26 protein-coding genes are annotated in these 24,081 nt (G+C 60.2%); 18 read left to right on the top strand and 8 right to left on the bottom strand.

Annotated features, from left to right (window positions below):
• Positions 1–23: 23 nt before the first annotated feature.
• Positions 24–1,322 (bottom strand): MFS transporter, encoded by a 1,299-nt coding sequence (locus FHX16_RS06515; RefSeq protein ID WP_183863609.1) that lies wholly within the window; start codon positions 1,320–1,322, stop codon positions 24–26.
• A gap of 120 nt (positions 1,323–1,442) precedes the next feature.
• Between FHX16_RS06515 and FHX16_RS06510 the strand changes: the two genes are divergently transcribed.
• Positions 1,443–2,021, top strand: a complete 579-nt coding sequence (locus FHX16_RS06510; RefSeq protein ID WP_183863607.1) for a TetR/AcrR family transcriptional regulator — start codon at positions 1,443–1,445, stop codon at positions 2,019–2,021.
• 3 nt (positions 2,022–2,024) lie between these two features.
• On the opposite strand, the gene FHX16_RS06505 is transcribed toward FHX16_RS06510, so the two are convergent.
• Positions 2,025–2,819 (bottom strand): class I SAM-dependent methyltransferase, encoded by a 795-nt coding sequence (locus FHX16_RS06505; protein ID WP_183863605.1) that lies wholly within the window; start codon positions 2,817–2,819, stop codon positions 2,025–2,027.
• An 83-nt stretch (positions 2,820–2,902) separates the two neighbouring features.
• Positions 2,903–3,883 carry an aldo/keto reductase gene (locus FHX16_RS06500; protein WP_183863603.1) on the bottom strand — a complete coding sequence of 327 codons (981 nt, stop codon included), beginning with the start codon at positions 3,881–3,883 and terminating at the stop codon, positions 2,903–2,905.
• 183 nt (positions 3,884–4,066) lie between these two features.
• On the opposite strand from FHX16_RS06500, the gene FHX16_RS06495 reads away from it, so the two are divergent.
• A complete protein-coding gene (locus FHX16_RS06495) occupies positions 4,067–5,695 on the top strand; it encodes an AMP-binding protein (RefSeq protein WP_259126845.1) in 1,629 nt (542 codons plus the stop codon).
• Positions 5,696–5,714: 19 nt separating this feature from the next.
• On the opposite strand, the gene FHX16_RS06490 is transcribed toward FHX16_RS06495, so the two are convergent.
• The 3 genes from FHX16_RS06490 to secA form a co-directional block, all read right to left on the bottom strand.
• Complete coding sequence (locus tag FHX16_RS06490) at positions 5,715–7,004, bottom strand: GNAT family N-acetyltransferase (protein ID WP_183863599.1); 1,290 nt, start codon at positions 7,002–7,004, stop codon at positions 5,715–5,717.
• Between the two features lies 1 nt (position 7,005).
• Complete coding sequence (locus tag FHX16_RS06485; RefSeq protein WP_183863818.1) at positions 7,006–8,418, bottom strand: lipopolysaccharide biosynthesis protein; 1,413 nt, start codon at positions 8,416–8,418, stop codon at positions 7,006–7,008.
• A 160-nt stretch (positions 8,419–8,578) separates the two neighbouring features.
• Positions 8,579–11,293 (bottom strand): preprotein translocase subunit SecA, encoded by a 2,715-nt coding sequence (gene secA / locus FHX16_RS06480; RefSeq protein ID WP_183863597.1) that lies wholly within the window; start codon positions 11,291–11,293, stop codon positions 8,579–8,581.
• Positions 11,294–11,540: 247 nt separating this feature from the next.
• Between secA and FHX16_RS06475 the strand changes: the two genes are divergently transcribed.
• From FHX16_RS06475 to FHX16_RS06450, 6 genes are all read left to right on the top strand, one after another.
• The gene (locus FHX16_RS06475; protein ID WP_183863595.1) at positions 11,541–12,431 is read left to right on the top strand and encodes a peptidylprolyl isomerase; all 891 of its coding nucleotides are present in this window, start codon (positions 11,541–11,543) and stop codon (positions 12,429–12,431) included.
• Between the two features lie 120 nt (positions 12,432–12,551).
• Entirely contained in the window at positions 12,552–13,793 is a 1,242-nt protein-coding gene (argJ, locus tag FHX16_RS06470; protein WP_183755292.1) for a bifunctional glutamate N-acetyltransferase/amino-acid acetyltransferase ArgJ, read from the top strand.
• Positions 13,762–14,583, top strand: coding sequence for a GNAT family N-acetyltransferase (locus FHX16_RS06465; RefSeq protein ID WP_405049262.1), 822 nt, complete (start codon positions 13,762–13,764; stop codon positions 14,581–14,583). Before argJ ends, FHX16_RS06465 begins: the two co-directional genes overlap by 32 nt.
• A complete protein-coding gene (gene mutT, locus FHX16_RS06460) occupies positions 14,580–14,999 on the top strand; it encodes an 8-oxo-dGTP diphosphatase MutT (RefSeq protein ID WP_183755294.1) in 420 nt (139 codons plus the stop codon). Before FHX16_RS06465 ends, mutT begins: the two co-directional genes overlap by 4 nt.
• A gap of 123 nt (positions 15,000–15,122) precedes the next feature.
• On the top strand, positions 15,123–15,440 hold the full coding sequence (locus FHX16_RS06455) for a hypothetical protein (RefSeq protein WP_016556391.1): 318 nt from the start codon (positions 15,123–15,125) through the stop codon (positions 15,438–15,440).
• Positions 15,441–15,507: 67 nt separating this feature from the next.
• Entirely contained in the window at positions 15,508–15,678 is a 171-nt protein-coding gene (locus tag FHX16_RS06450; protein WP_183755295.1) for a Flp family type IVb pilin, read from the top strand.
• A 12-nt stretch (positions 15,679–15,690) separates the two neighbouring features.
• On the opposite strand, the gene FHX16_RS06445 is transcribed toward FHX16_RS06450, so the two are convergent.
• Positions 15,691–16,575 carry a methyltransferase domain-containing protein gene (locus tag FHX16_RS06445; RefSeq protein ID WP_183863591.1) on the bottom strand — a complete coding sequence of 295 codons (885 nt, stop codon included), beginning with the start codon at positions 16,573–16,575 and terminating at the stop codon, positions 15,691–15,693.
• Between the two features lie 112 nt (positions 16,576–16,687).
• Between FHX16_RS06445 and FHX16_RS06440 the strand changes: the two genes are divergently transcribed.
• Genes FHX16_RS06440 through FHX16_RS06425 form a run of 4 tightly spaced genes read left to right on the top strand, consistent with a single transcriptional unit; the run spans position 16,688 to position 19,027 of the window.
• Complete coding sequence (locus FHX16_RS06440; RefSeq protein ID WP_405049261.1) at positions 16,688–17,443, top strand: ComF family protein; 756 nt, start codon at positions 16,688–16,690, stop codon at positions 17,441–17,443.
• 34 nt (positions 17,444–17,477) lie between these two features.
• Positions 17,478–17,735 carry a glutaredoxin 3 gene (gene grxC, locus FHX16_RS06435; protein WP_016556387.1) on the top strand — a complete coding sequence of 86 codons (258 nt, stop codon included), beginning with the start codon at positions 17,478–17,480 and terminating at the stop codon, positions 17,733–17,735.
• 9 nt (positions 17,736–17,744) lie between these two features.
• Positions 17,745–18,602 (top strand): carbon-nitrogen hydrolase family protein, encoded by an 858-nt coding sequence (locus FHX16_RS06430; protein ID WP_183863587.1) that lies wholly within the window; start codon positions 17,745–17,747, stop codon positions 18,600–18,602.
• Entirely contained in the window at positions 18,599–19,027 is a 429-nt protein-coding gene (locus FHX16_RS06425; protein WP_183755299.1) for a DUF1178 family protein, read from the top strand. The genes FHX16_RS06430 and FHX16_RS06425 overlap by 4 nt, the downstream gene beginning before the upstream one ends.
• Positions 19,028–19,058: 31 nt before the next feature.
• On the opposite strand, the gene FHX16_RS06420 is transcribed toward FHX16_RS06425, so the two are convergent.
• On the bottom strand, positions 19,059–19,814 hold the full coding sequence (locus FHX16_RS06420) for an SDR family NAD(P)-dependent oxidoreductase (RefSeq protein ID WP_183863585.1): 756 nt from the start codon (positions 19,812–19,814) through the stop codon (positions 19,059–19,061).
• A 331-nt stretch (positions 19,815–20,145) separates the two neighbouring features.
• Here FHX16_RS06420 and FHX16_RS06415 point away from each other — a divergent pair, with 331 nt between their 5' ends.
• From FHX16_RS06415 to FHX16_RS06390, 6 genes are all read left to right on the top strand, one after another.
• Entirely contained in the window at positions 20,146–20,721 is a 576-nt protein-coding gene (locus FHX16_RS06415) for a L,D-transpeptidase (RefSeq protein ID WP_183755301.1), read from the top strand.
• Between the two features lie 170 nt (positions 20,722–20,891).
• Entirely contained in the window at positions 20,892–21,023 is a 132-nt protein-coding gene (locus tag FHX16_RS06410) for an ABC transporter (RefSeq protein WP_088693697.1), read from the top strand.
• 151 nt (positions 21,024–21,174) lie between these two features.
• Positions 21,175–21,753 (top strand): hypothetical protein, encoded by a 579-nt coding sequence (locus FHX16_RS06405; RefSeq protein ID WP_183863584.1) that lies wholly within the window; start codon positions 21,175–21,177, stop codon positions 21,751–21,753.
• A 64-nt stretch (positions 21,754–21,817) separates the two neighbouring features.
• The gene (locus tag FHX16_RS06400; RefSeq protein WP_183755303.1) at positions 21,818–22,405 is read left to right on the top strand and encodes a protein-S-isoprenylcysteine O-methyltransferase; all 588 of its coding nucleotides are present in this window, start codon (positions 21,818–21,820) and stop codon (positions 22,403–22,405) included.
• A 10-nt stretch (positions 22,406–22,415) separates the two neighbouring features.
• Positions 22,416–23,201, top strand: coding sequence for a hypothetical protein (locus tag FHX16_RS06395; RefSeq protein WP_183863817.1), 786 nt, complete (start codon positions 22,416–22,418; stop codon positions 23,199–23,201).
• Positions 23,198–24,076 carry an SDR family NAD(P)-dependent oxidoreductase gene (locus FHX16_RS06390; protein WP_183863582.1) on the top strand — a complete coding sequence of 293 codons (879 nt, stop codon included), beginning with the start codon at positions 23,198–23,200 and terminating at the stop codon, positions 24,074–24,076. The genes FHX16_RS06395 and FHX16_RS06390 overlap by 4 nt, the downstream gene beginning before the upstream one ends.
• Positions 24,077–24,081 lie beyond the last annotated feature (5 nt).

Genomic DNA, 24,081 nt, shown 5'->3' with positions numbered 1-24,081 from the left:
GCCGTCTCAGGCCGGAAACCGTGTCAGTGTGCGCCGGCGGCAGCGGGTGCGTGAAGGCCCGACTTCTTCAGCGTGATCGCGAGGACCGAGGCGAGCAGGCAGAAGGCGCCGGCAATGAAGAAGGCGGGTAGATAGCTCTGCAGTTCTGTTCGCGACAGGCCGGCGCCATAGGCGGCGGTGGCGGCACCCAGCTGATGGCCGGTGAAGACCCAGCCGAAGACGATGCCAGCTTTTTCGCGGCCGAAGCGGTCGGCGGCGATCTTCACTGTCGGTGGAACGGTGGCGATCCAGTCGAGGCCGTAGAAGACGGCGAAGATCGACAGGCCGTAGAAGGTGAAATCGCTGAATGGCAGGAATAGCAGCGACAGTCCGCGCAGCCCGTAATACCAGAAAAGCAGCCAGCGATTGTCGAAACGGTCGGACAGCCAGCCAGAGCCGATCGTGCCAAAGAAATCGAAGATGCCCATTACGGCGAGAACGCTGGCCGCAGCCACCGGCAGGATGCCGAAATCGCCGCAGAGCGTCACGAAATGGGTCTGGATCAGGCCGTTTGTGCTCAGTCCGCAGATGAAGAAGGTGGCAAAGAGGATCCAGAAGGTCGAGGTCTTTGAGACCTCCTTGAGGACGACAACAGGTGCGGCGAGCATGGTGAGCAGTCCGCCGGTCCGCGCGGGCGGCGGCGTCACCTGTGCCTCTCCGAAGGACGGCAGGTTGAGATCGGAGGGGCGGTCGCGCATGAAGGCGAGCACGACGAGTGCCGCAAACAGGATCATGCCACAGACGAAGAAGACCGTCGCGCGCCAGCCGTAGGTTTCCGTCAGCTGCGCCATCATTGGCAGAAAGACCAGCTGGCCCGTGGCGGAACTCGCCGACAGCATGCCGACCACGAGGCCACGGTGCCTGGTGAACCAGCGGGCCGAGACGGTGGCGGCGAGCACCATGGCGGTCAGCCCGGTGCCGAGGCCGACAACCACGCCCCAGAGCAGAAGCAACTGCCAAAGCTCAGTCATGAACAGCGAGCCGACGAAGCCGCTTGAGATCAGGATCATCGCGAAGACGATCACCTTGCGGACGCCAAAATAGTTCATGAAGGCGGCCGAGAAAGGCCCCATGAGACCGAAGAGAATCAAGCGGACGGCAAGCGCCGACGATATCTGCGAGGTCTCCCAGCCGAATTCATCCTGAAGGGGCTTGATCAGGACGCCGGGGGCGCCCATCGCGCCGGCTGTCACCAGCATGGTCAGGAAAGTTGCGGCGACAACAATCCATCCATAGTGGATGTTGCGTCGCGCCAGCGATGAGGCAAGTGCAGTCGATACCATAATGACGCTTCCGTCTGGGGTTGTCGTACGATCTGGATTTTAGATGATGATCATCATAATTATTGCATATTGATGATGGACATCATATAAATTGTCAAGCTGCCAATTGCGGAGAAATGAATGCGGGTCAGCCGAGAGAAATTTGCCGAAAATCGCGAGAAGATCCTGCAGGTCGCAGGCGTGCTGTTTCGCGAAAAGGGTTTCGACGGTATCGGCGTCGCCGACATCATGAAGGCGGCCGGGATGACGCATGGCGGATTCTACGGGCATTTCGAATCGAAGGAGGACCTGGCGCTCGAAGTCAGCCGCACCTTGATCGAAAAGGTGAAGATCCGCTGGAACGAGATCATTGCCGCGGCACCGGCGCAGCCTCTGGATGCGCTGCTCAATCACTATCTGTCCCGATGCAGCGTCGATGATCCAGGCGGCAGCTGTGTCTTTGCCTCGCTTGCCCAGGAGGTCAGCCGCAGCCGCGGGCCGATGCGCGAGACCTTCAATGACGGGCTTTCGATGCTCGTCGATATTCTATCCGGTATCGTTCCCGGCGAGACGGCTGAGGAGCGGCGCGCGAAGGGCTTCACGACCCTCTCAGCGATGATGGGCGCCGTCGTCCTCGCACGCGCCGTCGAGAGCCGCGAGCTCTCCGACAGCTTTCTTTATACCACCCGCGATGCGCTTTCTCCGGTAAAGAAGCGCTGACCGCTAGCTTCGGCGTGCGATCAGGCCGCCGATCTCCACCACCTCCGCGAAGGCGCCCTCCGGCGACAGCTTGAGAAGGCTGTTGCGCAGTTCTGCCTCGAATGCGGCCGTTCTCTCGCCGAGCGCCTGTGGCGACGTCACAGAGGTGGAAAAGGCGCGGCCGACGATATCGTCAAGGCCAAGCTTGCGTTCCCTGATAACCGAGATCCGCTCCAGATCGTTGAAGGGTGAGCGAAGCAGGATGTTTTCATGCTCTATCCAGTCGGGTGCCTTGCGTCGTTCGCGATCGGCATTGCGCTCGGGTGCGAAGGCTTCGGCAAGCGGGTTCACGGCCTGTCGCCACTCCGGCGTCGAGGAGATATGACGGTCGCCAAACAACACCACGCAGCCGTCGGCAACGGTGATCTCATCGAGCGCAGTCAGCGTTGCTAGTCGGTCCATCCAATGGAAAGAACGCCCCATGACCGTCATCTTCAGGGGCGCGAAGCGTGAATCAAGATCATAGGAAGAGCCTTTGACAAAGGTGACATCAACGCCGGCAGCGGCGGCATCAGCGTGGGCCACCTCCAGCATCTCGGGCTCGGGGTCGAGGCCTGTGACGGTCGCCTTGGCCAGTCGCGCGAAGGCGATGCCGAGCTGGCCGGGACCGCAACCGAGATCGAGCAGGCGTTCGTCGGGCGCAAGACCGCCGCGCTCAGCGATCCGCTCGATCAGTTCATCCGGATAGGGGACGCGATAACGCGTGTAGTAGGCGGCGGTAGATTGAAAGCGGCGGGCCTCGAAGGGAATGGTCGTCATGGTGGATCCTTGAGAGGAATGCGCAAACCGAATTGGCCGGTTGCCGGCCGAGGCCAGCGACCGGCGCTTTGCCAACAATCGTTTTACTTGAAGCCTTCGACCCGGTGGGGAACGTAAGGATCTTCGAGGGCTACAACGTCCTCCGGCGCCAGCTTGACGGCGAGCGCCGCGACCGCATCAGTAAGGTGGTTGGCTTTCGATGCACCGATGATCGGTGCTGTCACCGCGCTCTTCTGCAGGATCCAGGCAGTGGCGATCTGGGCACGTGAAACACCATGTTTCTCGGCCAGCTTGCCGACGGCACCAATAATGGCGCGATCGGCATCTTCCGCCTGCTTGTAGAGCGTCTTGCCGAATTCGTCTGTTTCGCTGCGGGCGGTCTTCTCATCCCAGTCGCGCGTCAGCCGGCCGCGGGCGAGTGGACTCCAGGGGATCACCGCGATCTTCTGATCCTGGCAGAATGGGAGCATTTCGCGTTCTTCCTCGCGATAAAGCAAATTCAGGTGATCCTGCATGCTGACGAAGGGTGTCCAGCCATTGGCACGCGAGGTGTAGAGCATCTTGGCGAATTGCCAGGCATACATGGAGGAGGCGCCGATATAGCGCGCCTTGCCGGCCTTCACGACGTCGTGCAGGGCTTCCAGCGTTTCCTCGATCGGCGTCGTATGGTCAAAACGGTGGATCTGATAAAGGTCGACATGGTCGGTCCCGAGCCGACGCAGGCTGTTGTCGATCTCGTCGAAGATCGCTTTGCGTGAGAGGCCGGCGCCATTCGGACCGGGACGCATGCGGTTGAAAACCTTGGTCGCGAGCACGATCTCGTCGCGCTTGGCAAAGTCGCGGATCGCTCGGCCGACTATCTCTTCGGACGATCCGTCCGAGTAGACATTGGCCGTGTCGAGAAAATTGATGCCGAGATCAAGCGCCTGCCTGATCAGCGCCCGGCTTTCTTCCTCGCCGAGCGTCCAGCTATGGTTACCGCGGGCAGGCTCGCCGAAGGTCATGCAGCCCAGGCAGATTTTCGAAACTTCCAGCCCGGTGCCGCCAAAGTTGACGTAGTCCATGAAATTGCTCCAAACATTCGATCGCTACCCAGCGCGCTCCTTGATCTAGCGCGGCAAGCGCGAAAGTGTTGGTTGCTCGCATAAAAGTTTTGTGACCGACCAGAGGGGCGTCCGCTGGTCTCGCGCTTGCGTCGGCGGAGTTTCGGGTGTTAGCTGTTGCAGCATTTGACTGGATTTTCGCCGATGAGACTGCCGCAGCGCGATCGCTATGAAGACCTCTACCGCGATTTCGCGTGGGATATACCCGGGGATTTTAATATCGGCCGCGCGGTCAGCGACGAATGGGCCGAGCGCGTGCCGGATCGCGTCTGCCTTGAGCATTTCAGCCCCGACGGCAATCACCTCTCAATGACCTATCGGCAACTCGCGGATCGGTCTTCGTCGCTTGCCAATGCTCTGATGTCTTTGGGGGTAAAGAGAGGCGATCGGGTCGCTTTGCTTCTGCCGCAGTCTTTCGAGACTGTCATTGCCCATGTCGCGATCTACAAGATGGGCGCGATCGCGCTGCCGCTGGCCTTGCTCTTCGGCGTCGAGGCGTTGGAATACAGGCTGCGTACCGCCGGCGCTTCCACCGTCATCACCAACAGGTTCGGACTCGACCGCATTAGCCACATACGCGAACGACTGCCCGACCTGGCAGAAGTGATCTGCGTCGACAGCGATCGTCATGGCGTGCGATCGTTTACAGCGTTGGTCGAAAGCCATCCGCCTGTCTTCGAGGTCGCGAAGACAGCACCCCACGATCCGGCGCTGATGATCTTCACGTCGGGAACGACAGGCCCGCCAAAAGGCGCGTTGCACGGGCACCAGGTCTTGGCTGGACACATACCCGGCATGCAGTTCGCGCACGAAGGCTTTCCGCAACCGAGCGACAAGGTCTGGACGCCATCAGACTGGGCCTGGGCCGGAGGGTTACTGAACGCTCTCCTGCCAAGCCTGCTGCTCGGCGTGCCCGTCGTCTCCTCACCGGCGCAGAAATTCGATGCCGACATGGCGTATCGGATCATGGCCGAGATGAAGGTGCGCAATGGTTTCATCCCGCCGACAGCCTTGCGGCTGCTGAAATCGGTGCCTGATCCGCGTTCCAAGTACGATCTCGTGTTGCGCACGATCGGTTCGGCAGGCGAGTCGCTCGGTGCGGAAACACAGGAGTGGGTCAAGCGCACGCTGGGGATCACCGTCAACGAGTTCTACGGTCAAACGGAGTGCAATTTCGTGCTCTCGTCGAATGCCGCCATCGGGGTCAGTCGTCCCGGTGCGATCGGTCGGCCGGTGCCCGGGCATAGCGTTGCGATCGTCAGCGAAGCAGGCGAAGAGCTCGTCATCGGCGAAGCCGGGCAGATAGCCATCCGCCGGCCCGATCCCGTGATGTTCCTCGGATATTGGAACGACGCTGCTGCAACCGAGCGGAAGTTCGTTGGTGACTGGCTGCTGACCGGGGACATCGGCCGTCAGGACGCCGACGGATATGTGACGTTCTTCGGGCGGGATGACGATGTCATTACCTCCTCGGGCTACCGCATCGGACCGGCGGAAATCGAGGACTGTCTGATCGGGCATCCGGCAGTGCAACTGGCCGGGGCGGTGGGCAAGCCGGATCCCGTCCGTACCGAGATCGTCAAAGCCTATGTGGTGCTGGCGCCGGGGTTCGAGCCGAGCGATGGACTGGCGTCGGAGATCAGCGACTGGGTGAAACTACGTCTCTCGATGCACGAGTACCCGCGCGAGGTGGAATTCGTTACAGAACTGCCGCTTACGACGACGGGCAAGGTTATCCGCCGCTTGCTCAGAGAGCGGGCCAGCGCCGGCTGAGGCTCTTGGGATTTGCGCCTTATTGCGGAGACTTGCCGCGCCGTGCAAGCGACATGATCTTTTGGCGCAGCATCTTCGCAACATTTCTCGTGCTGCTATACATGTGAAGCTGGGCGGCCACCTGGCGCACGTCGCGGTCGCCATTCTGGGCAAGCCCGATCACCATCGTTCCCATGTCCTCGCGCTCCTGCCAGAAGCGGTCCATGATCGGATGGTTAGGGACAGCACAGGAGTCCGAGCGCATGATGTTGGCGTCGTCGAGGTGCCATTCCGTCAACTCGCCCATCAGCAGCTTGCCCGGCGAATAGCGCGAGTAAGCTTCGTCATAGGCCGTCTTCCACGTATAGGCCTCGCCGCCCATCATCAAAACCACCGTGGCAGCGATTGCCTTGCCGTTGAAGTCGATCGTGTGGATACGCACGGCGTCGACGGCGGCGAGATTGGAAACGGCCTCACGGGCAAAGGCGGTGTGGTAGCGGTCGGTCACGAGCGCGCTGCGCTTCTTGCCCTTCCAGCCGCCTGCCTCGAGCGCAAGGAACTCCTCGAAGCGCGTGTGGACTTCGTGCGGCTGGCGGGCGACGCTGTAGACGACCGTGCCCTGCTCCTCGAGCAGGCGCCACTGCCTGCGCATCTCGCGCATATGTGACGAGGAAATCGAACTGCGAAGGTAGGCGACGGCATCTTCGTCGCTTTGCAGCATGGCGCGCTGGTAGGGATTGGTAATGGTGATCGGCAGGTTGCGGCTGATGGCGACCGCCCTTGCCATACGGGCAAAGATGCCGTTCAGCCGGACATCCGGAAGGACCAGGATCTGCGGCAGGCGCAGGTCTTGATGGGTCAGGCCGTCATAGAGATTGTCCAGCGTCTCGCCCGCTTCCTCGGCATCGATCAGCGGCGTGCCGAGTGGCGCGAAACTGTTCGACCAGACACGGATGATCGAGGGGCCAACGGCGAAGCCTGGCTTTTCGACTGAGAACGGCATGAGGAAGCGCATTCGGCTGCGTGCGTCGTTCTGGTCCCGTAACAGGGCGAAGCTAACCTGCCTGTCGTCCAGGCGGGGCATGGCGGGCGCCAGAAAACGCCCGGTGAAGAAGACGTTCGGCTCCATCGCGCGATTGGACAGGAAGTCGAGCTCTTCCTGCAGTTCGTAGCCGAGCTTGCCTGAGTAGAGGCAGAGCTCGCGGCCCGGGCGGCCGATTTCAACACGCGCGTCCGCGTGCGGCGTATCGAAATCGAGAGCCGCAAGCTCGTGAACCATGCGGTTCGTCGTGACGTCGGTCGTTTCGGTAGCTGGAGGATTGCGGACCATTTTATCGGGCTTCCATGTCTGTTTTGGCCGGAGACGCGGCAAAGGCGAAGAGCGCGATGCCAAGCGTATGCCGGACAGCAAAGTGCAGGAGGATGGCTTCCACGCCCATGGCCGAGGCCGTGGCGATCGCAGCGCCCTCGATGCCCAGTCTGGGGATGAAGAGCAGGTTGAGGCCGATGTTCGCTGCAAGCGCTACGGCATAAAGCAGAACACACGTGTTCTGTTTGCCCGCCATCATCAGCAACGTTTCAGCCGGTCCGACCAACGCTTTGGAGAGAATGCCGGCGAGCAGGATCGCCATCAACACGTAGCCGTCCGTGAAGGCGCCGCCAAAGAGCGAGAGCAGCAAGTGACCGGCAGCCACCACGGCAAGGCCGATTGCAAGCGCGGGCCAGAAAGTCCATCTGGCCGCGTCGATCGCAGCCGCCGCTAGCTGCTGGCGTGTCCCTTCAGCGATGAGGCTTGAAAAGCGAGGGCCGGAGGCTGCCTTCACCGAAAAATTGATGAAGTGGACGAGCGCCATCGTCTTGGCGGCAGCGAAATAGATCGCGACGTCGTGTGGCTCGAGGAAGATGCCGACGACGACAACGTCGGAATTGGTCAGGAGGAAGCCGACGCCTTCGATGAGGAAGATCGGGAAAGCGACGCCGAGCCAACCGAGAAAATCGACTTGACGCGGACCTTCGTGGTAATGACGGCGCAACCGCAAGAGCGTCGCGACGTATTGCCCAACGGTGGTGACATAGGTGGCGGCGAGCGCGGCCTGCATCGCCGTCATCGCAGTGTGCGGCGCGCCGAGCCCGATCGCAGTCAACATAAAGAGAATGATGAGTACAGGCCGGACGATGTAGGCAGGGCTCAACGCCATGACAGGCCAGTGATTGGCGCGCGACGTGCCTTCCAGGATGTCGCCGAGCGCGATCATCGGCATGGCGATCAGTCCGAGGAAGATCGGCATGACGTAGTAGCTCTCGATCCTCTCGCCGAAGACGTGCAGGGCGATCATGCCGGCGGCAAGGGCGGCGGTGCCGGAAAGCAAGCCGAAGATGCGGGCGGTGCCGGTCAACCCGCGGATCTTTTCAAACGCGCCCGCTGCCTTGTATTGCGGCAGGAAGCGGACAATGGCGGTGTGGAAGCCGAGGCAGGAAAGATCGCCGAAGAGGACGATCAGAACCCAGACGAATACAAAGATTCCGTACTCGTATTCGCCCATGAGGCGCGCCAATACGATTTGCGACAGAAAGGCGAGACTGGCGCTGACAATGCGAATGGAAAAGGCGGTCAGCGCCATGCGCTGGGCGGCAGCCTTGTCTCCCCGTGCCGTCATGACGGCAGCGAGTGCGCGCAGCATACGGCTAGCCGCCGGGCGCAGACCCGCAGGCAGCATCTTTTCCGCCGTCTCAATGACCGCCATCACAAACACGCAAAACTCTTCAGGCAAATCCTAGCCGAAGTCTTGGCAGAGCAGCGTTAAGAAACGGTTGTAGCCGTGCGTCGGCGCTTAATGCGGTGCGCTGTTTCCACAAAAGAAAATGCCGCCCGAAGGCGGCATTTTCAGAACGTTTGCTGCTGGCTTAGGCCTGTGCGAAGGCGCCGTGGCAATGTTTGAACTTCTTGCCCGAGCCGCAAGGGCAGGGCTCGTTTCGGCCGACGTGACCCCAGGTCGACGGATCGGCTGGATTGCGGTTTTCCGGGGCAACAGTCACTTCAGAAGCCTGGAAGGCCGGTGCAAAATCATCTTCGCCGGTATCCGGATCCAGGTGATGAGCCTGCATGAACGGCGGTTCCGGCTCGGCTGGCGCCTGCTGTACGAGTTCGACGCGCATCAGCTGGGCAGTGACGGCTTCACGCAGGTTGTTGAGCAGCGAGGTGAAGAGCTCGAACGCTTCCGACTTGTATTCCTGCAGCGGATCGCGCTGAGCATAGCCACGGAAGCCGATGACGGAGCGTAGGTGATCGAGGTTGACGATATGCTCGCGCCAGAGGTGATCGAGCGTCTGCATGACGATCGAGCGCTCGACATAGTGCATAATGTCGTCGCCGAAACGCTCAGCTTTCTCTGTGAAGGCCGCGTTCGACGCTTCCGTCAGGCGTTCGCGGATATTGTCCTCGCCGATGCCTTCCTCCTTGACCCAGTCTTCAACCGGCAGATCGAGGTTGAGCAGGGCAGCGGTCCGTTCCTTCAGGCCAGCGGCATCCCATTGCTCGGCATAGGCGCGTTCCGGGATGTGCTTTTCGACCAGGTCTTCAATGACCTCGCGGCGCATGTCGGAGACGGTCTCGGAGATGTTCGCCGATTCCATCAGCTCGAGGCGCTGTTCGAAGATCACCTTGCGCTGATCGTTCAGAACGTCGTCGTACTTCAGAAGGTTCTTGCGGATATCGAAGTTACGAGCCTCGACCTTTTTCTGCGCACGCTCCAGCGCCTTGTTGATCCAGGGATGGACGATGGCTTCGCCTTCCTTGAGACCGAGCTTCTGCAGCATCCCGTCCATGCGGTCGGAGCCGAAGATACGCATCAGGTCGTCCTGAAGCGACAGGTAGAACTTCGAGCGGCCCGGGTCGCCCTGGCGACCGGAACGACCGCGCAGCTGGTTGTCGATGCGGCGGCTCTCGTGGCGCTCGGTAGCGATGACGTAGAGGCCACCGGCGGCGAGTGCCTTTTCCTTGAGCTGCTTGATCTCCTCGCGGATCGCTTCGATCTTGGCGTCACGCTCGGGACCGGGCTCGACCTCGCCAAGTTCGCGCTCGATACGCATTTCGAGGTTGCCGCCGAGCTGAATATCGGTGCCTCGGCCTGCCATGTTGGTGGCGATCGTCACCGCGCCAGGCACACCGGCCTGGGCGACGATGTAGGCTTCCTGCTCGTGGTAGCGGGCGTTGAGAACCTGGAAGTCCTTGAAGCCCTGCTTGCGCATCAGCTCGGCGAGAAGTTCCGACTTTTCGATCGAGGTGGTACCGACGAGAACCGGCTGGCCGCGCGTCTGCGCGTCCGCAATCTCGGCAATGATCGCCTTGTACTTCTCTTCGAAGGTCCGGTAGACCTCGTCGTCCTCGTCGATACGCTTGATCGGCAGGTTGGTCGGCACTTCGACGACCTCGAGACCATAGATGTTGCCGAATTCTTCGGCTTCCGTCTGCGCCGTACCGGTCATGCCAGCGAGCTTGTCGTACATGCGGAAGTAGTTCTGGAAGGTGATCTGCGCCAGCGTCTGGTTTTCCGGCTGGATCGTCACCTTTTCCTTGGCTTCCAGCGCCTGGTGCTGGCCTTCCGAGTAACGGCGACCGGGCATCATGCGACCGGTAAATTCGTCGATGATGACGATCTCGTCATTGCGGACGATGTAGTCCTTGTCGCGCTGGAACAGCTTGTGTGCCTTCAAGGCGTTGTTGACGTGGTGGACGATCGCAACGTTCTCGATGTCGTAGAGCGAGGCACCCTTCAGCAGGCCGGCCTGACGGAGCAGGTTTTCCAGCTTTTCCGTGCCTACTTCGGAGAAGTTGGCCGAGCGCTGCTTCTCGTCAATCTCGTAGTCGCCCTCGGTTAGCTGGGGGATGAAGGCGTCGATCGTGTTGTAGAGATCGGAGCGGTCGTCGAGCGGACCGGAGATGATCAGCGGCGTGCGCGCTTCGTCAACGAGGATCGAGTCCACTTCGTCGACGATCGCGAAATTGTGGCCGCGCTGGACCATCTGGTTCTTCTCGTACTTCATGTTATCGCGCAGATAATCGAAGCCGAGTTCATTGTTGGTCGCGTAGGTGATGTCGCAGTTATAGGCGGCAGCACGCTCTTCGTCCGACAGGCCGTGGACGATGACGCCTGTGGTGAGGCCGAGGAAGCCGTAGATCTTGCCCATGGTCGCGGCGTCGCGGCGGGCGAGGTAGTCGTTTACGGTAACGACGTGCACGCCCTTGCCGGCAAGTGCGTTCAGATAAACCGGCAGGGTCGCGACAAGCGTCTTGCCTTCACCGGTCTTCATCTCAGCGATGTCGCCATCATTGAGAATCATGCCGCCGATCAGCTGTACGTCAAAAGGTCGCATGCCGAGAACACGGCGCGAAGCCTCGCGAACAACGGCGAACGCAGGCACAAGGATGTCATCGAGCGTCTTGCCGTCAGCCAGCATCTTGCGGAATTCGACGGTCTGGGCAGCCAGTTGTTCGTCGCTCAATGCCTTCGTTTTTTCTTCGATGGCGTTGATGGCTGCGACTTTCGGCTGGAAGGACCGCACGCGGCGATCATTGGCAGAGCCAAATATTTTGCGGGCTATACCGCCAAAGCTGACCATATGACTGGTCCTTTCTCAATAATATCCCCCGGCTTTTCTTAATCCGCTGCCCAGCCGAATTTCAGGCACACGTCTCGAAACGCCAGGAAACTGTTCTGGACGCGAGGTTGCGTGACAGATAAGAGGGGGGTCGAATGATGTCAACGGATTTGGCTGATATACAAAGGCCACATTCCAGTGTTGATGGCTGTTTCAGGCTGAATTCACGAAGCTGAAGCCGGTGGGTGTAACTGTGAAGGGTTATTTGATGTTGAACTACAACAAAATCGCTGTGATGGCGTTCGCAACCTTTGTTGCGTTCCAGGCGCCGGTCTACGCGGAAGACAAGCCGGATGCCGTCATTGCCAAGGTTGGCAATGTCGAAATTCATCAGTCCGACCTCGATCTGGCTGTCGCCAATCTCGACCCGCAGCTGGCACAGTTGCCAGACGACCAGAAGAAAATCGCCGCGCTGTCCGCCGCCATCGACGTCAAGCTGCTGGCTCAGGACGCGATTGCCGAGAAGCTCGACCAGACCGCCGAATTCAAGAAGCGCATGCAGTATCTCGCCGATCGCGAACTGCACAACGCCTACTTCAAGAAGCAGGTTGTTGACACGGTCACGGACGCTGAAGTGAAGGCGCGCTACGACAAGGAAGTCGCGGCACTTCCGAAGCAGGAAGAAGTGCACGCACGCCACATCCTCGTGAAGACCGAGGACGAGGCCAAGGACGTGATCAAGCAGCTCGACGCCGGCAAGAACTTCGCGGATCTGGCGAAGGAAAAGTCTACCGATCCGAACAAGGCTGACGGCGGTGATCTCGGCTATTTCACCAAGGGCCGCATGGTCAAGGAATTCGAAGTGGCCGCCTTCGCGCTTGACAAGGGCACCTACACCAAGACGCCCGTGAAGACCGATTTCGGCTATCACGTCATCCTCGTCGAGGATAAGCGGGACGCACCTCCGCCGGCCTTCGATCAGGTCAAGGATCAGGTTCGCCAACTCGTCATGCGTGACAAGTATCTTGCGCTTCTCGCCGCTGCCAAGGAAAAGTCCAAGGTCGACATTACCGACGAAGCACTGCGCAAGGGCTACGACGACGCCAACAAGCAGCCGCAGCCGGGCGACGAACCGCCCGCCGCGCAGCCGCAGCAGTAAGATCCAAAGTTTAGGGCCCGGTTCTTCCGGGCCCTTCCCTATAGCAGTTGTCGTATTTCCGCAGGGCGAGCCGGCTTATACTTCGCCCTGAAAATCCTTCCAGCCATCAGGTCGATCGCCATGTCCGGTTCCGTTTCTCCGCTCGCTCCGAAATCCTATGCCACCGTGCCCGCCTTGCGCGGCGTGCGCATGGCCACTGCATCGGCCGGCATCAAGTACAAGAACCGCACCGACGTGCTGATGATGGTGTTCGACAAGCCCGCAGCGGTCGCCGGCGTCTTTACGCGTTCGAAGTGCCCCTCTGCACCGGTCGATTTTTGCCGCGCAAACCTGCCGCATGGCACCGCGCGCGCCGTCGTCGTCAATTCCGGTAATGCGAATGCCTTTACGGGCCTGAAGGGGCGTGAGGCGACTGCCTTGACGGCAAAGTCGGCAGCGGCTGCCGTTGGTTGCGGTGAGAGCGAGGTTTACCTCGCGTCCACCGGCGTCATCGGCGAACCGCTGGACGCGACGAAGTTCTCTGGCGTTCTCGACCAGATGCACGCGGATGCAACCGGCGACTTCTGGTTCGAGGCCGCCAAGGCGATCATGACCACCGACACCTATCCGAAGGTCGCCACCCGCAGCGCGGAGATCGGCGGCGTGAAGGTGGCGATCAACGGCATTGCCAAGGGTGCCGGCATGATTGCTCCCGATATGGCGACCATGCTTTCCTTCGTGGTAACCGATGCCGATATCGCTCCCGCCGCCCTGCAGGCGCTCCTGTCTGCGGGTGTTGATCCGACGTTCAATTCAATGACGGTCGACAGCGACACCTCGACCTCCGACACGCTGATGCTGTTTGCTACCGGCGCGGCTGCCGAAGATGGTCAAGTTCGTGTCGAGAAGGCCGATGATGCGCGCCTGGCCTCATTCCGCGCTGCGCTCAATGATCTTCTCAAGGATCTTGCGCTGCAGGTCGTGCGCGACGGCGAGGGTGCCACGAAGATGCTGGAGATCACCGTGACCGGTGCCGAAAGCGATGCGGCTGCGAAGAGGATCGCGTTGTCGATCGCCAATTCGCCGCTGGTCAAGACCGCTGCTGCTGGCGAAGACGCCAACTGGGGCCGTATTGTCATGGCCGTCGGTAAGTCGGGTGAGATGGCAGACCGCGACCGGCTGGCGATTTGGTTCGGCGATGTGCGTGTCGCCGTCAATGGCGAGCGTGACGCCGGTTATTCCGAGGAAGCCGCAACCAATGTGATGAGAAAGCAGGATATTCCTGTGAAGGTCGACATCGGTCTCGGAAACGGCACCGCTACGGTCTGGACGTGCGACCTTACAAAGGAGTATGTCGCCATCAACGGTGACTACCGGAGCTGATCTTTCATTGACTGAAACTTTATCCAAGAAGCCAAATCTGCCGCTCGTGCGCAGGCTGGAGGCCGTCGGTTTCCGCGCCTGGCCGGCCTCGTCCGTACAGTATGACGGCAGCTGGCAGGTGCGGCTGACCGCGGGACATCCGTCCAACCGGCTGAACTCCATCGTGCCGCTCGATCCTTCGGATCACCGCGATGTCGAAATTCGGCTGGCGAAGGCAAGTCGCAAGTTCGAAGCCTATGGCCGCCCGGCTGTCCTTCGTCAGACACCGCTGGCCTCACCGGTGCTGATCGACCTTATTCGGGCGCAGCAATGGTCATCCTTCGACGAGACGATCGTGATGACCTGCGATCTTGCCCATGCGGAGCTGCCTGATACGCTCGATCACTTGCCGACCCATGACATCGGCCGCTTCGTGGATGCCAATCTGGCAACCGACGGCGTCTCGTCCAAGCTGAAGCCGGCGCTCGCAGAGATCATCAACGCGATCAAGCCGCCGTCAGGCCTCTTCATGATCGAGGACACGCAGACGGGGCCACTCGCAACGGTCCTTTGCGTTCAAGACAATGACCTTGCCGGCATCATGTCGCTTTCCGTTGCCAGGGAGCGCCGCCGCGAGGGATTGGGGATGGAAATCCTGACCTCCGCCTTGCGCTGGGCCAGAATGCGCAGCGCCCGTTCGGCCTGGTTGCAGGTGAAAGCGACGAACTCTCCGGCTTTGGGGCTTTATGAGCGGCTCGGCTTCCATGAGGCCTATCGCTATTCCTATTGGCGGCAGGAGCCGTCGCGATGAGTGACGCCACGCCCGCCCGAAGCATCCTTCTTGTTGCCGCTTGCGCCCTGATCGATTCGGACGGACGCATCCTGCTGGCGCAACGCCCCGAGGGAAAATCACTTGCCGGACTTTGGGAGTTCCCCGGCGGCAAGGTCGAGCCGGGCGAGACGCCCGAGGAATCACTGGTGCGTGAGCTGCATGAGGAACTGGGGATCACGACGAAGGTCGCCTGCCTGGCGCCGCTCAGCTTCGCGAGCCATACCTATGAGAAATTCCACCTTTTGATGCCGCTCTATGTGTGCCGGCGCTATGAAGGAATTCCGCATGGGAAAGAGGGGCAGGCGTTGAAGTGGGTGAAGCCGCAAGCTCTACGCGACTATCCGATGCCGCCCGCGGACGAGCCACTCATTCCGATCTTGCAGGATTTACTTTAGGAACTTCTGATTATTATTCCGCAAGCGTCCAATTTGGGTGTGGATATTAATCGATCGTTTAACACCTTCTGCCAAATATCGGCCTCAATCAAGCAACTGGCGTGTGTGTAGAAGGCTTGACGCATGGACGACGATTTCTGGAAAGCTGTAAGAGAGAAGCAGCAGACCTCGACTGGCTCTAGCAGGACGGGGGCGCTGAACATCGCGCTGCTGTTCGGCACGGCTGTTGTAGCCTTGACTTTGATCTTGACGCCGATGCTTGCCGACAAGTCCAAGTCGAGCGTTTTTGCGAGCGCGCCATCTGAATTCGATACAATGACGACCGGCTCGATTCCGAAGACCGAGAACGGCAAACGCTACACGATCCGCCGGAGCGTCCTTCAGGAGACACCTGGCTCGGTCTGCGTCGTTCAGGGATACGGAAGCGGGGTTGGCTGCTGACACCGACGTTGTTGCTGCGGCAGCCGCAACGTGTTTGACGACTGCCGCTTGATCGCCGAGGTGGGCAATGCAAAGAGTAAGGGCATTTCTGGCTGACATCCGTGGCGCGACAGCGATCGAGTATGGCCTGATTGCATCGCTGATAGCGGTTAGCCTAATCGTTGGGTTCGGAGCGATGAGCGGTAGCCTCGCGGACCTTTTCGTTGGCGTCGGCAACTATCTCACATTACCGAACTAGGAAGAGCGGTCGCTACTGCTTGAGTTTGTGTTCCTCGACCTTCAACGCGTCGGCGAGCCTGACCTTCGCCGATCCAGGTCGAAGCGGCTTCTGCTGGCTTTCGTGCGGTGCCCATCCCGAGACATAGATGATCGAGAAGGTAGCTCTGATCCGGCCATCCGGGTCGGCATAGCGCTCGGCGTAGATCTCCGCCGCCCGTAGGAAGAAGGCGCGTGTCAGGGGCTTGCGACTCCTCGCTACGAGCGGATTGGTCATCCCCATCGCCCGCAAGTCCTTCATCAGGGGAAAAATCGAGTCGTAACGCACCGTATAGGTCTCGGCGTCGATGACGGGAAGGGCAAAGCCTGCGCGCTGCATCAGTCCGCCGACATCTCGCACATCAGCAAATGGAATCACCCGCGGACTCGCGCCCCCGGTAAGCTCGATCTCCGTTGCCAGCAGTACGTCGCGCAACTCTTGCAACGTCCCCGCGCCTGGGATCGCCGCAAGAAAGAGACCATCGGGTTTCAAAGCGCGGCGAATCTGGATGAAGACGCCTGGCGTATCGTTTGTCAGGTGAAGACTGAGCGGCGCCAACACTAGATTGGTGGATTGCGGCTCGAGAGGAACCTCTTCGAGAGTGGCCTTGACGAAGGCCTCCTCTGCTTTCGCATAGGCCTGCTCGCTCTCGACCCGGGTCAGTTTGCCGATCTTGCCGGTTGAAATCGCTGCGCGGGCCGCAACACCGGTCGCACCATGCAATTCGACAGCGTGGTCGAACGTCCGTTCGACCACCGCGAGGCGCTCGCCCAATTCTTCTGCGGCGATATCAAGGAGAAACGTCGCCTTCGGGTCATGGTTGAGAAGCGCGCGATGCCGGTTTGCAGCAATCCGGGGCTGGTCGAAGATGATATCCATGGGCAGTGCATAGTCCCACGAACCGGGTGTCGCAAGGCGATTTTCTCCAGACGCGAAACGCGCTAGTCTCGCGTAACGGGTTGAGGGGCAGATGGGATTTAGGGGATTACGATTGCCCGCGGAGTTGAATGGGGCGCTCCTGACGCGTCCCTTCCAGCTTTTGGCCGACCTCGTCTATCCGCCGGGATGCGTGGTTTGCGGTGTCGCGACCGGCCGCCACAGCGGTCTATGCTCGAAATGCTGGTCTGGCCTGCGCTTTATTGAGCGGCCCTATTGCGAGGTCCTGGGCGTGCCATTCTCGCATGATCTTGGCTCGGGTATCCTCAGCGCCGAGGCAATTGCCAATCCTCCGCCTTTTGACCGACTTCGATCCGCTGCTTTTCATGACGAGCCGGTGCGTCAGTTGGTGCATGGCCTGAAATATCGCGACCGAACAGATCTCGCGCCGATGATGGCCGGATGGATGCTGCGGGCGAGTGACGGCATGGTCGAGCGCTGCGACGCCATCTTGCCGGTGCCGCTGCATCGGAGCCGAATGTTCTCGCGCAAATTCAATCAGGCGGCCGAACTGGCCCGTCATCTCGCACAGCAATCCGGGAAGGTGCTGCTGCCCGCCACGTTGTTGCGCATCAAGCGGACGCGCCCGCAAGTGGGGCTCGGCGCAAAGGCGCGCGAGGAGAATGTGCGCGGTGTCTTCGCGATCGCCAAGGCGCGGGACAACGACGTCTTCGGCAAGCGGCTCGTCCTTGTTGACGACGTTTACACGACCGGCGCCACCGTTGCGGCGGCGGCCAGGGTTCTGCGCAAGGCGGGGGCGACCGACATCACGGTTTTGACCTTTGCAAGGGCTCTTTCAGAAACTATATGACGAAAAGATAACTTGTATTTTGTCTGGAGTCCTAATGGCACCCGTCACCATCTATACGCGCCAAGCCTGCGGCTATTGCGTGCGCGCCAAGTCGCTGTTGTCCGAAAAGGGCGTCGATTTCGTCGAGCACGACGCGACCTTCGCGCCTGATCTCCGCCAGGAAATGATCGGCAAGTCCAACGGCCGCACGACGTTTCCGCAGATTTTCATTGGTGAGCAGCATGTGGGCGGATGCGATGATCTTTACGCGCTGGATCGCGCCGGCGAGCTCGATCCGCTACTCGCGGCCTAAGGAAGAGAAATGACGTTCAGGGCTGCTGCCATTCAGATGTGTTCCGGTGTCGATCCCGAGAGGAACACCGCGGCGATGGTGCGCCTCGTTCGTGAGGCGGCCAGTCAGGGTGCGACCTATATACAGACGCCGGAAATGACCGGCATGCTGCAGCGTGACCGGGCCGCCGCCAAGGCTGTGCTGCGCGACGAGGGCAACGATGTCATCGCTCGCACTGGTTCGGAGCTCGCCAGAGAGCTGGGCATCTTCATGCATGTGGGGTCGACCGCGATCGCTCTGGATGACGGCAAGCTCGCCAACCGTGGCTTTCTCTTTGGTCCCGACGGCAAGATCCTCAATCGCTACGACAAGATTCATATGTTCGATGTCGATCTCGACAATGGCGAAAGCTGGCGCGAGAGCGCGGCATACCGTCCGGGGTCGGAGGCGCGTGTGTTGTCGCTGCCCTTTGCCGAAATGGGTTTTGCGATTTGCTATGACGTCCGCTTCCCGGCGCTTTTTCGGGCGCAAGCTGTCGCCGGAGCCGAAGTGATGACGGTGCCGGCCGCCTTTACGAAGCAGACTGGCGAAGCTCATTGGGAAATCCTGCTGCGGGCGCGCGCAATCGAGAATGGCGTTTTCGTTGTCGCTGCTGCTCAGGCCGGTCGCCACGAGGACGGGCGTGAAACGTTCGGTCACTCGATGATCGTTGATCCATGGGGCAGGGTGCTGGCGTCAGCCGGTCCGGAGGGCGAAGCCGTTATCGTCGCCGACATTGACCCCTCTGCCGTCAAGGCCGCGCATGACAAGATTCCGAACCTGAAGAACGGTCGCGATTTCTCTATTGAGAGGGTTGCGGGGGTTGTCGCAGGAGGCGTCGCGGCTTGATCCGTTATTCTCTGCGTTGTGAAAATGCCCATGAGTTCGAAGGCTGGTTTTCCGAAAGCGCCGATTTCGATCGCCAGATCGCATCCGGCTTCCTGACCTGTCCTAGCTGCAATTCGGCGTCGATCTCCAAGCTCCTGATGGCGCCCTCGGTATCGACCGCGCGCAAGAAGGACGAAATGCAGACGCTGGCGATGGATACGATGCGTCGGGATGCTTTTCAAAAGCTGAAAGAGGCCGTTGCGACAATCAAGGCCAATTCCGAGGATGTCGGTACGCGATTTCCCGAGGAGGCCCGCAAGATCCACTACGGAGAAAGCGACGCTCGCGGGATCATCGGACAGACGACAGTGGATGAGGCGCAGGCGCTTCTGGACGAGGGCATCGAGATCGCCGCCCTGCCTGTTTTGCCTGACGACGTGAACTAGACTGGAATCTTCAGTTTAACCCCGAGAAGCTCTAGTGCGCGCTGTAGGCTCCGTCGACGAGATGGTAGCTACCGGTGATGAAGCTCGCCTGCTCGGATAACAGGAAGCAGACGAGAGCCGCCACTTCTTCCGGCGTGCCGCGCCTTCCCATGGGCTGTAGCGCCTCCATGCGTCGGCTGCTGGCAATGTCGCGATGTTCGGACGAGAGCGGCGTTTCGATCCAGCCAGGACCGACCGCGTTGATTCGAATGCCCAGGCGAGCATATTCGATCGCAGCTGCCTTTGTCAGTCCTACGACGCCATGTTTCGCTGCCGTATAGGCGCATGCGATTGGCAAGGCGACGGTGCCGAGCACTGAAGAGACGTTCACGATAGCACCGCCGCCACCCGCGAACATCGCTCCGATTTCGTACTTCATGCAATAGAAGACGCCGTTGAGGTTGACGTCCATCAGCTTGTGCCAGTTGTCGAGGGGGTAGTCGCCGGTTGCCTTGCGAACACCATCAACGCCGGCATTGTTGACGGCAAGATGCAGACCGCCGCACGTCTCGACAACCGTTCCAATCAGCTTTTCTACCGCTGCCGCGTCGGTCACATCGACAGCGAAATGGCGCGACAGGCCTCCTTGGACATGAATCTCATCGGCAACGCGCTCCGCTGCCTCGGCATTGATGTCTGTGACGACGACCTGCGCGCCTTCCTCAGCCAAGCGGCGGGAGATGGCTGCGCCGATGCCGGAGCCGGCGCCGGTGACAATCGCTACTTTTCCTTCGAAGCCAAGGTTCATCGTTTCCTGTTATACTCCCCCTGCAGCAAGGCAATGCCAATGTGGCAGCGCATCCTCGCTAAATTCCCTGATGCGCCGGCGCGCGAAATCGGTCCAAATTAGCTTTTTGGTGCTTGTTCCCGCAAGAGGTGCGCGCCGCCGCGATACCTTTATGAAAGACTTATACAACGATAGGATGGTTTTTGCATGGAAAGGGTTAGCCGAGCCCGCCCACTAATACGCCCATATGCAATTTGTGGAGGCTTAGATTCTCTGTGGGGTTGAGACTTGGCCTGAAAACCACGGAATGCTAAAGGAAGGAAGTAGGGCTCACCAATCTTAGCAGGTAACGATGGATAACGACCATATTACGCGCCGTGGCCTTGTCTTGGGCTGTGTCGCTTTGATGACCTCTGGATGCACTACGGCGAGCTGGCCGATAGGGAATCCGTTCTCCTCGACGAGTTCTCCCATCCGTCGGCGGGAAGTTGCATATTCGGGCAGCGAGCAGCCCGGCAGCGTAGTCGTCAACACCTATGAGCGTCGTCTCTACTATGTCGAGGGTGAAGGCCGCGCGACACGCTACGGTGTTGCCGTCGGTGAGGAAGGTCTCACGCTTAAGGGCAGCGCCGTTGTTGGCCGGAAGGCTGAATGGCCATCGTGGACGCCGACGGCGAGCATGATCGAGCGCAAGCCGCGTTTGGCGCAATATGCAGGTGGTGTTCCCGGCGGCGAGAACAATCCCCTCGGTGCGGCGGCGCTTTATCTTTACCGCGGCGGACAGGATACTTATTTCCGTATCCACGGAACAAACGAACCATGGCTGATTGGGCAGGCGGTGTCTAATGGTTGCATCCGCATGACCAATGAGGACATCATTCATCTCTACGGGCGGGCACCCGTCGGGACGCCAGTTTTGGTCATATGATACTTACATTTTGTATCGATATTGCCACCGTCTGTTAGCTTTGCGCGTCGCTTGCGTGACGTGGGGGTAGGCTGTGCCCTTTCTGCACTTGGCTTGGGGCTATTTTACCGCTATTAGTAGAATCGTTGCCTTCGATAACCTATTCCATGCTAACGGAGAGGACTACTTTGATGAGCAGAATCCTAATCATGTGCCTGGTTGCGTTGTTTTCCGTTTCGAGCCTGACGGCTTGCGGAGCAGTTGGTAAAGGCAAGGGGAAGGCCCCGCCACCGGTGGCTGAAGCCGCACCAATCACCAAGTAACATCTGATCTTTGAGTTAGGGGGAGGGACTTCGTGGCCCCTCCCCCGATCGTTTGTCGGAGCCGGGCCGCCTCTGCGCAAATGCGCAACCCTAGGCTGGCATTTTTGCTTGAGGGTCCGCGCTCATTCGATGTCGGAGATAAAGCGTAACGATGACGCTTGCAAAAGGCCCCCTTTTCCTGCTGGTTCTCACCGCTCTCGCACTCACATCTTGCCAATCGGACGACAAACCGCCGCAACCGAGGTTCACTTCGGATGCCAGCGGTTCACAAGTCGGTAAGGCCTCCCAGCGCGAAGGCCAGTATTTCATCGAGTTCCGTTCACGCTATGCGCTGACCTATGGCCATACCTACGCGGTCTTTGGACGCCTGAACAAGGCCGGCGGGATGATCAATCCGGAGGTTGCCGGGCTTGCGCCGGCTTCTCCTGACGCTGCGCCCTACGTTCTCGGGCATTTCATTCCCGTTCCGGCTACGACCGGGGCGACGGATGGTGACCTTGAAGAAGCCTACCGTTCGGCAAGTTGGCGCATTCTGCTCACCCAGGCCGAGTACAACAAAACCGTCGCTTTCATTCGCCAATTGCAGGCAAAATCGAAGTTGTGGCAGGCCACGGTCGACAATTGCAACAATTTCGTCGGCGAGATTGCAGGTTCTATGGGATACAAGACGCCGAGCATCTGGCTTCGTCCGCAAGAGTTCATTACAAAGCTACGAGAAATGAATACGTGAGTGCGAAGCGAGCCGATCAGGTCATCGCCTTCGCATGATCGACGAAGGACTCCGGTGATCTGAATTGAGCATTGCTCTCATTGGTAAAATCGTGTGGGTGCTTGGCATTATCGCTTGGTATGCCATTCGCTATCCCTCGGAACGCCGCGCGAGGCGCACAAAGGTCGTTAGCGATCGTCGCTCCGGCGTTGAAATAGTTGGACTTTCGGTCGCATTGCTCGGGCTCGCGTTCATTCCGGGCTTCTACGTCGCGACGGGGAAGCCGGAAGCTGCCGACTACCCGGCGCATTTGTGGGCGGTGATCATTGGTGCAGTCTTGTTTTTCTCGGCCATGTGGGTCTTCCGCAGGACGCACAAGGCGCTCGGCAGGAACTGGTCGATCTCCCTGCAGATACGCGAAAAGCATGAGTTGATTTCCCACGGCCCTTACGCGCTCGTCCGCCACCCGATGTATACGTCCTTTATGCTCATGGCGCTCGGCCAGGCGTTTCTGCTGGCGAATTGGGTGGTTGGGCTGGCTGGGGTGATCGGCTTTGCAGTCCTCTTCTTTCTGCGGGTGGACAAGGAAGAGCGGATGATGCTCGAGATCTTCGGGCCGGAGTATCGCGCCTACATGGACCGGACGAAGCGAATCATCCCCTACATCTATTAGAGGACGCATGATGCGGGGACGTGCCATCAAGCTTTCGCCATCGCGGCGTCTCGTCGGGGACCTGATGAGGTTTTCGATCGGTGTGCCGCGCGTCACAGTTCAGAGGCAGATGAACCTCGCACCGCTGCAACAGGCGAGAATGGCGCAACAGACCAAGACATCGTGGACGGTGTTGTTTCTGAAAGGCTATGCGCTTCTCAGCCAGGACGTTCCGGAACTGCGGCGCGCGTATGTCAAGTTGCCCAGGCCGCAGCTCTATGAGTATCCGGTCAGTGTTGCCTCTGTTGCGCACGAGCGGGAGCATGACGGCGAGCGGATCGTTCTGCTGAGTACGATGAAGGATCCTGAGCATCAGTCCATCGCGGAAATCGAGGAACACTTCCTTGCAGCCCGATCGAAGCCGATTCATGAGATCAAGGAGTTTCGCAGGGCACTGAAATTTGCCCGCGCGCCGGGCCCTATCCGCTGGCTGCTGATGTGGCTCGGGCTGAACCTTGGACGACAGCGCGGGCGGCGTTTCGGCACATTCCAGCTATCGGTCTATTCGGGCCTCGGAGCAGAATCCTTGAACCCGCTGACGCCGCTGACCACCATTTTCAACTATGGGCCGATTTCCGAAGACGGGACAGTCACGGTCCGCATCCACTACGACCATCGGGTGATGGATGGCGCGAACGTTGCGCGTGCCCTGGTTCGCTTCGAGAGCATCCTGAACGGCGCGATCGCCGATGAGGCCCGAGGCCTGGCTACCAGTGAGGTGATCTCCGGTGAGGTTGCGTCAGGAACGGCATCATGATGGACGAGCAGCGTGAAACATTGCGCCCCGCCGTCGTCGTCGTCGGTGGATCACGGGGCATCGGCCGGGCAATCGCGAAGGTGGCTGCACGAGACGGGACGGTCGTCGTCCTTGTTGCACGGTCGCTGGATGGACTGGCTGCCGCGGCGAGCGATGTGAAAGAGGCGGGCGGCCAGGCATTCACGCTGTCGCTTGACCTTCGTGCAACCGACGCATCGGCACAATTGAAGGAATTCCTAACTTCCAACGGACTGTTTTGTGAGGTGCTGGTCAACAGCGCCGGCTATGGTTTGCGTGGGGCAGCGACGACGCTTCCTATTGCCGACCAGCTCGGCATGGTCGACCTCAACATCCGCGCACTGACGGATATGACGCTGCATTTTCTGCCGGGAATGGTGGCGCGCGGGCGTGGCGGCGTACTCAATCTCGGTTCCATTGCCGGCTTTACTCCCGGTCCGAACATGGCGCTGTACTATGCCAGCAAGGCGTTTGTCCGCTCTTTTTCGGAGGCCTTACATCAAGAGGTCGGATCGACCGGCGTTACGGTGACTTGCGTCGCCCCCGGGCCGGTGGCGACAGAGTTCCTTGAAAGTTCCGGCGCGGGTCGGGCCGCGCTGTTCAAGATCCTGCCGAAGCTCAGCGCCGTCTACGTGGCCGAGCGCGCCTGGCGCGGTTTCAAGTCCGGCCGTCGGCTGGTAGTGCCGGGCCTGTCGGCAAAGCTAGTGGCCTTCGTGGCGTCGTCGCTGCCGTCGGCGGTGAAGGTGCCACTGATCGGTCGTCTGCAACGGCGCAGTCGCGACCTGTGTCCTTGCGGTTCGGGCAAGCCTTTCACGGAGTGTTGCGGCTCGCGACAGGGACGCCGGGCAAGCGCCTGATCGTG

Source organism: Rhizobium sp. BK661, assembly GCF_024808825.1.
Classification (GTDB): domain Bacteria; phylum Pseudomonadota; class Alphaproteobacteria; order Rhizobiales; family Rhizobiaceae; genus Rhizobium.
Note: the sequence above shows the minus strand (reverse complement) of the source record. Positions and strands in the feature narration are given on the sequence as shown.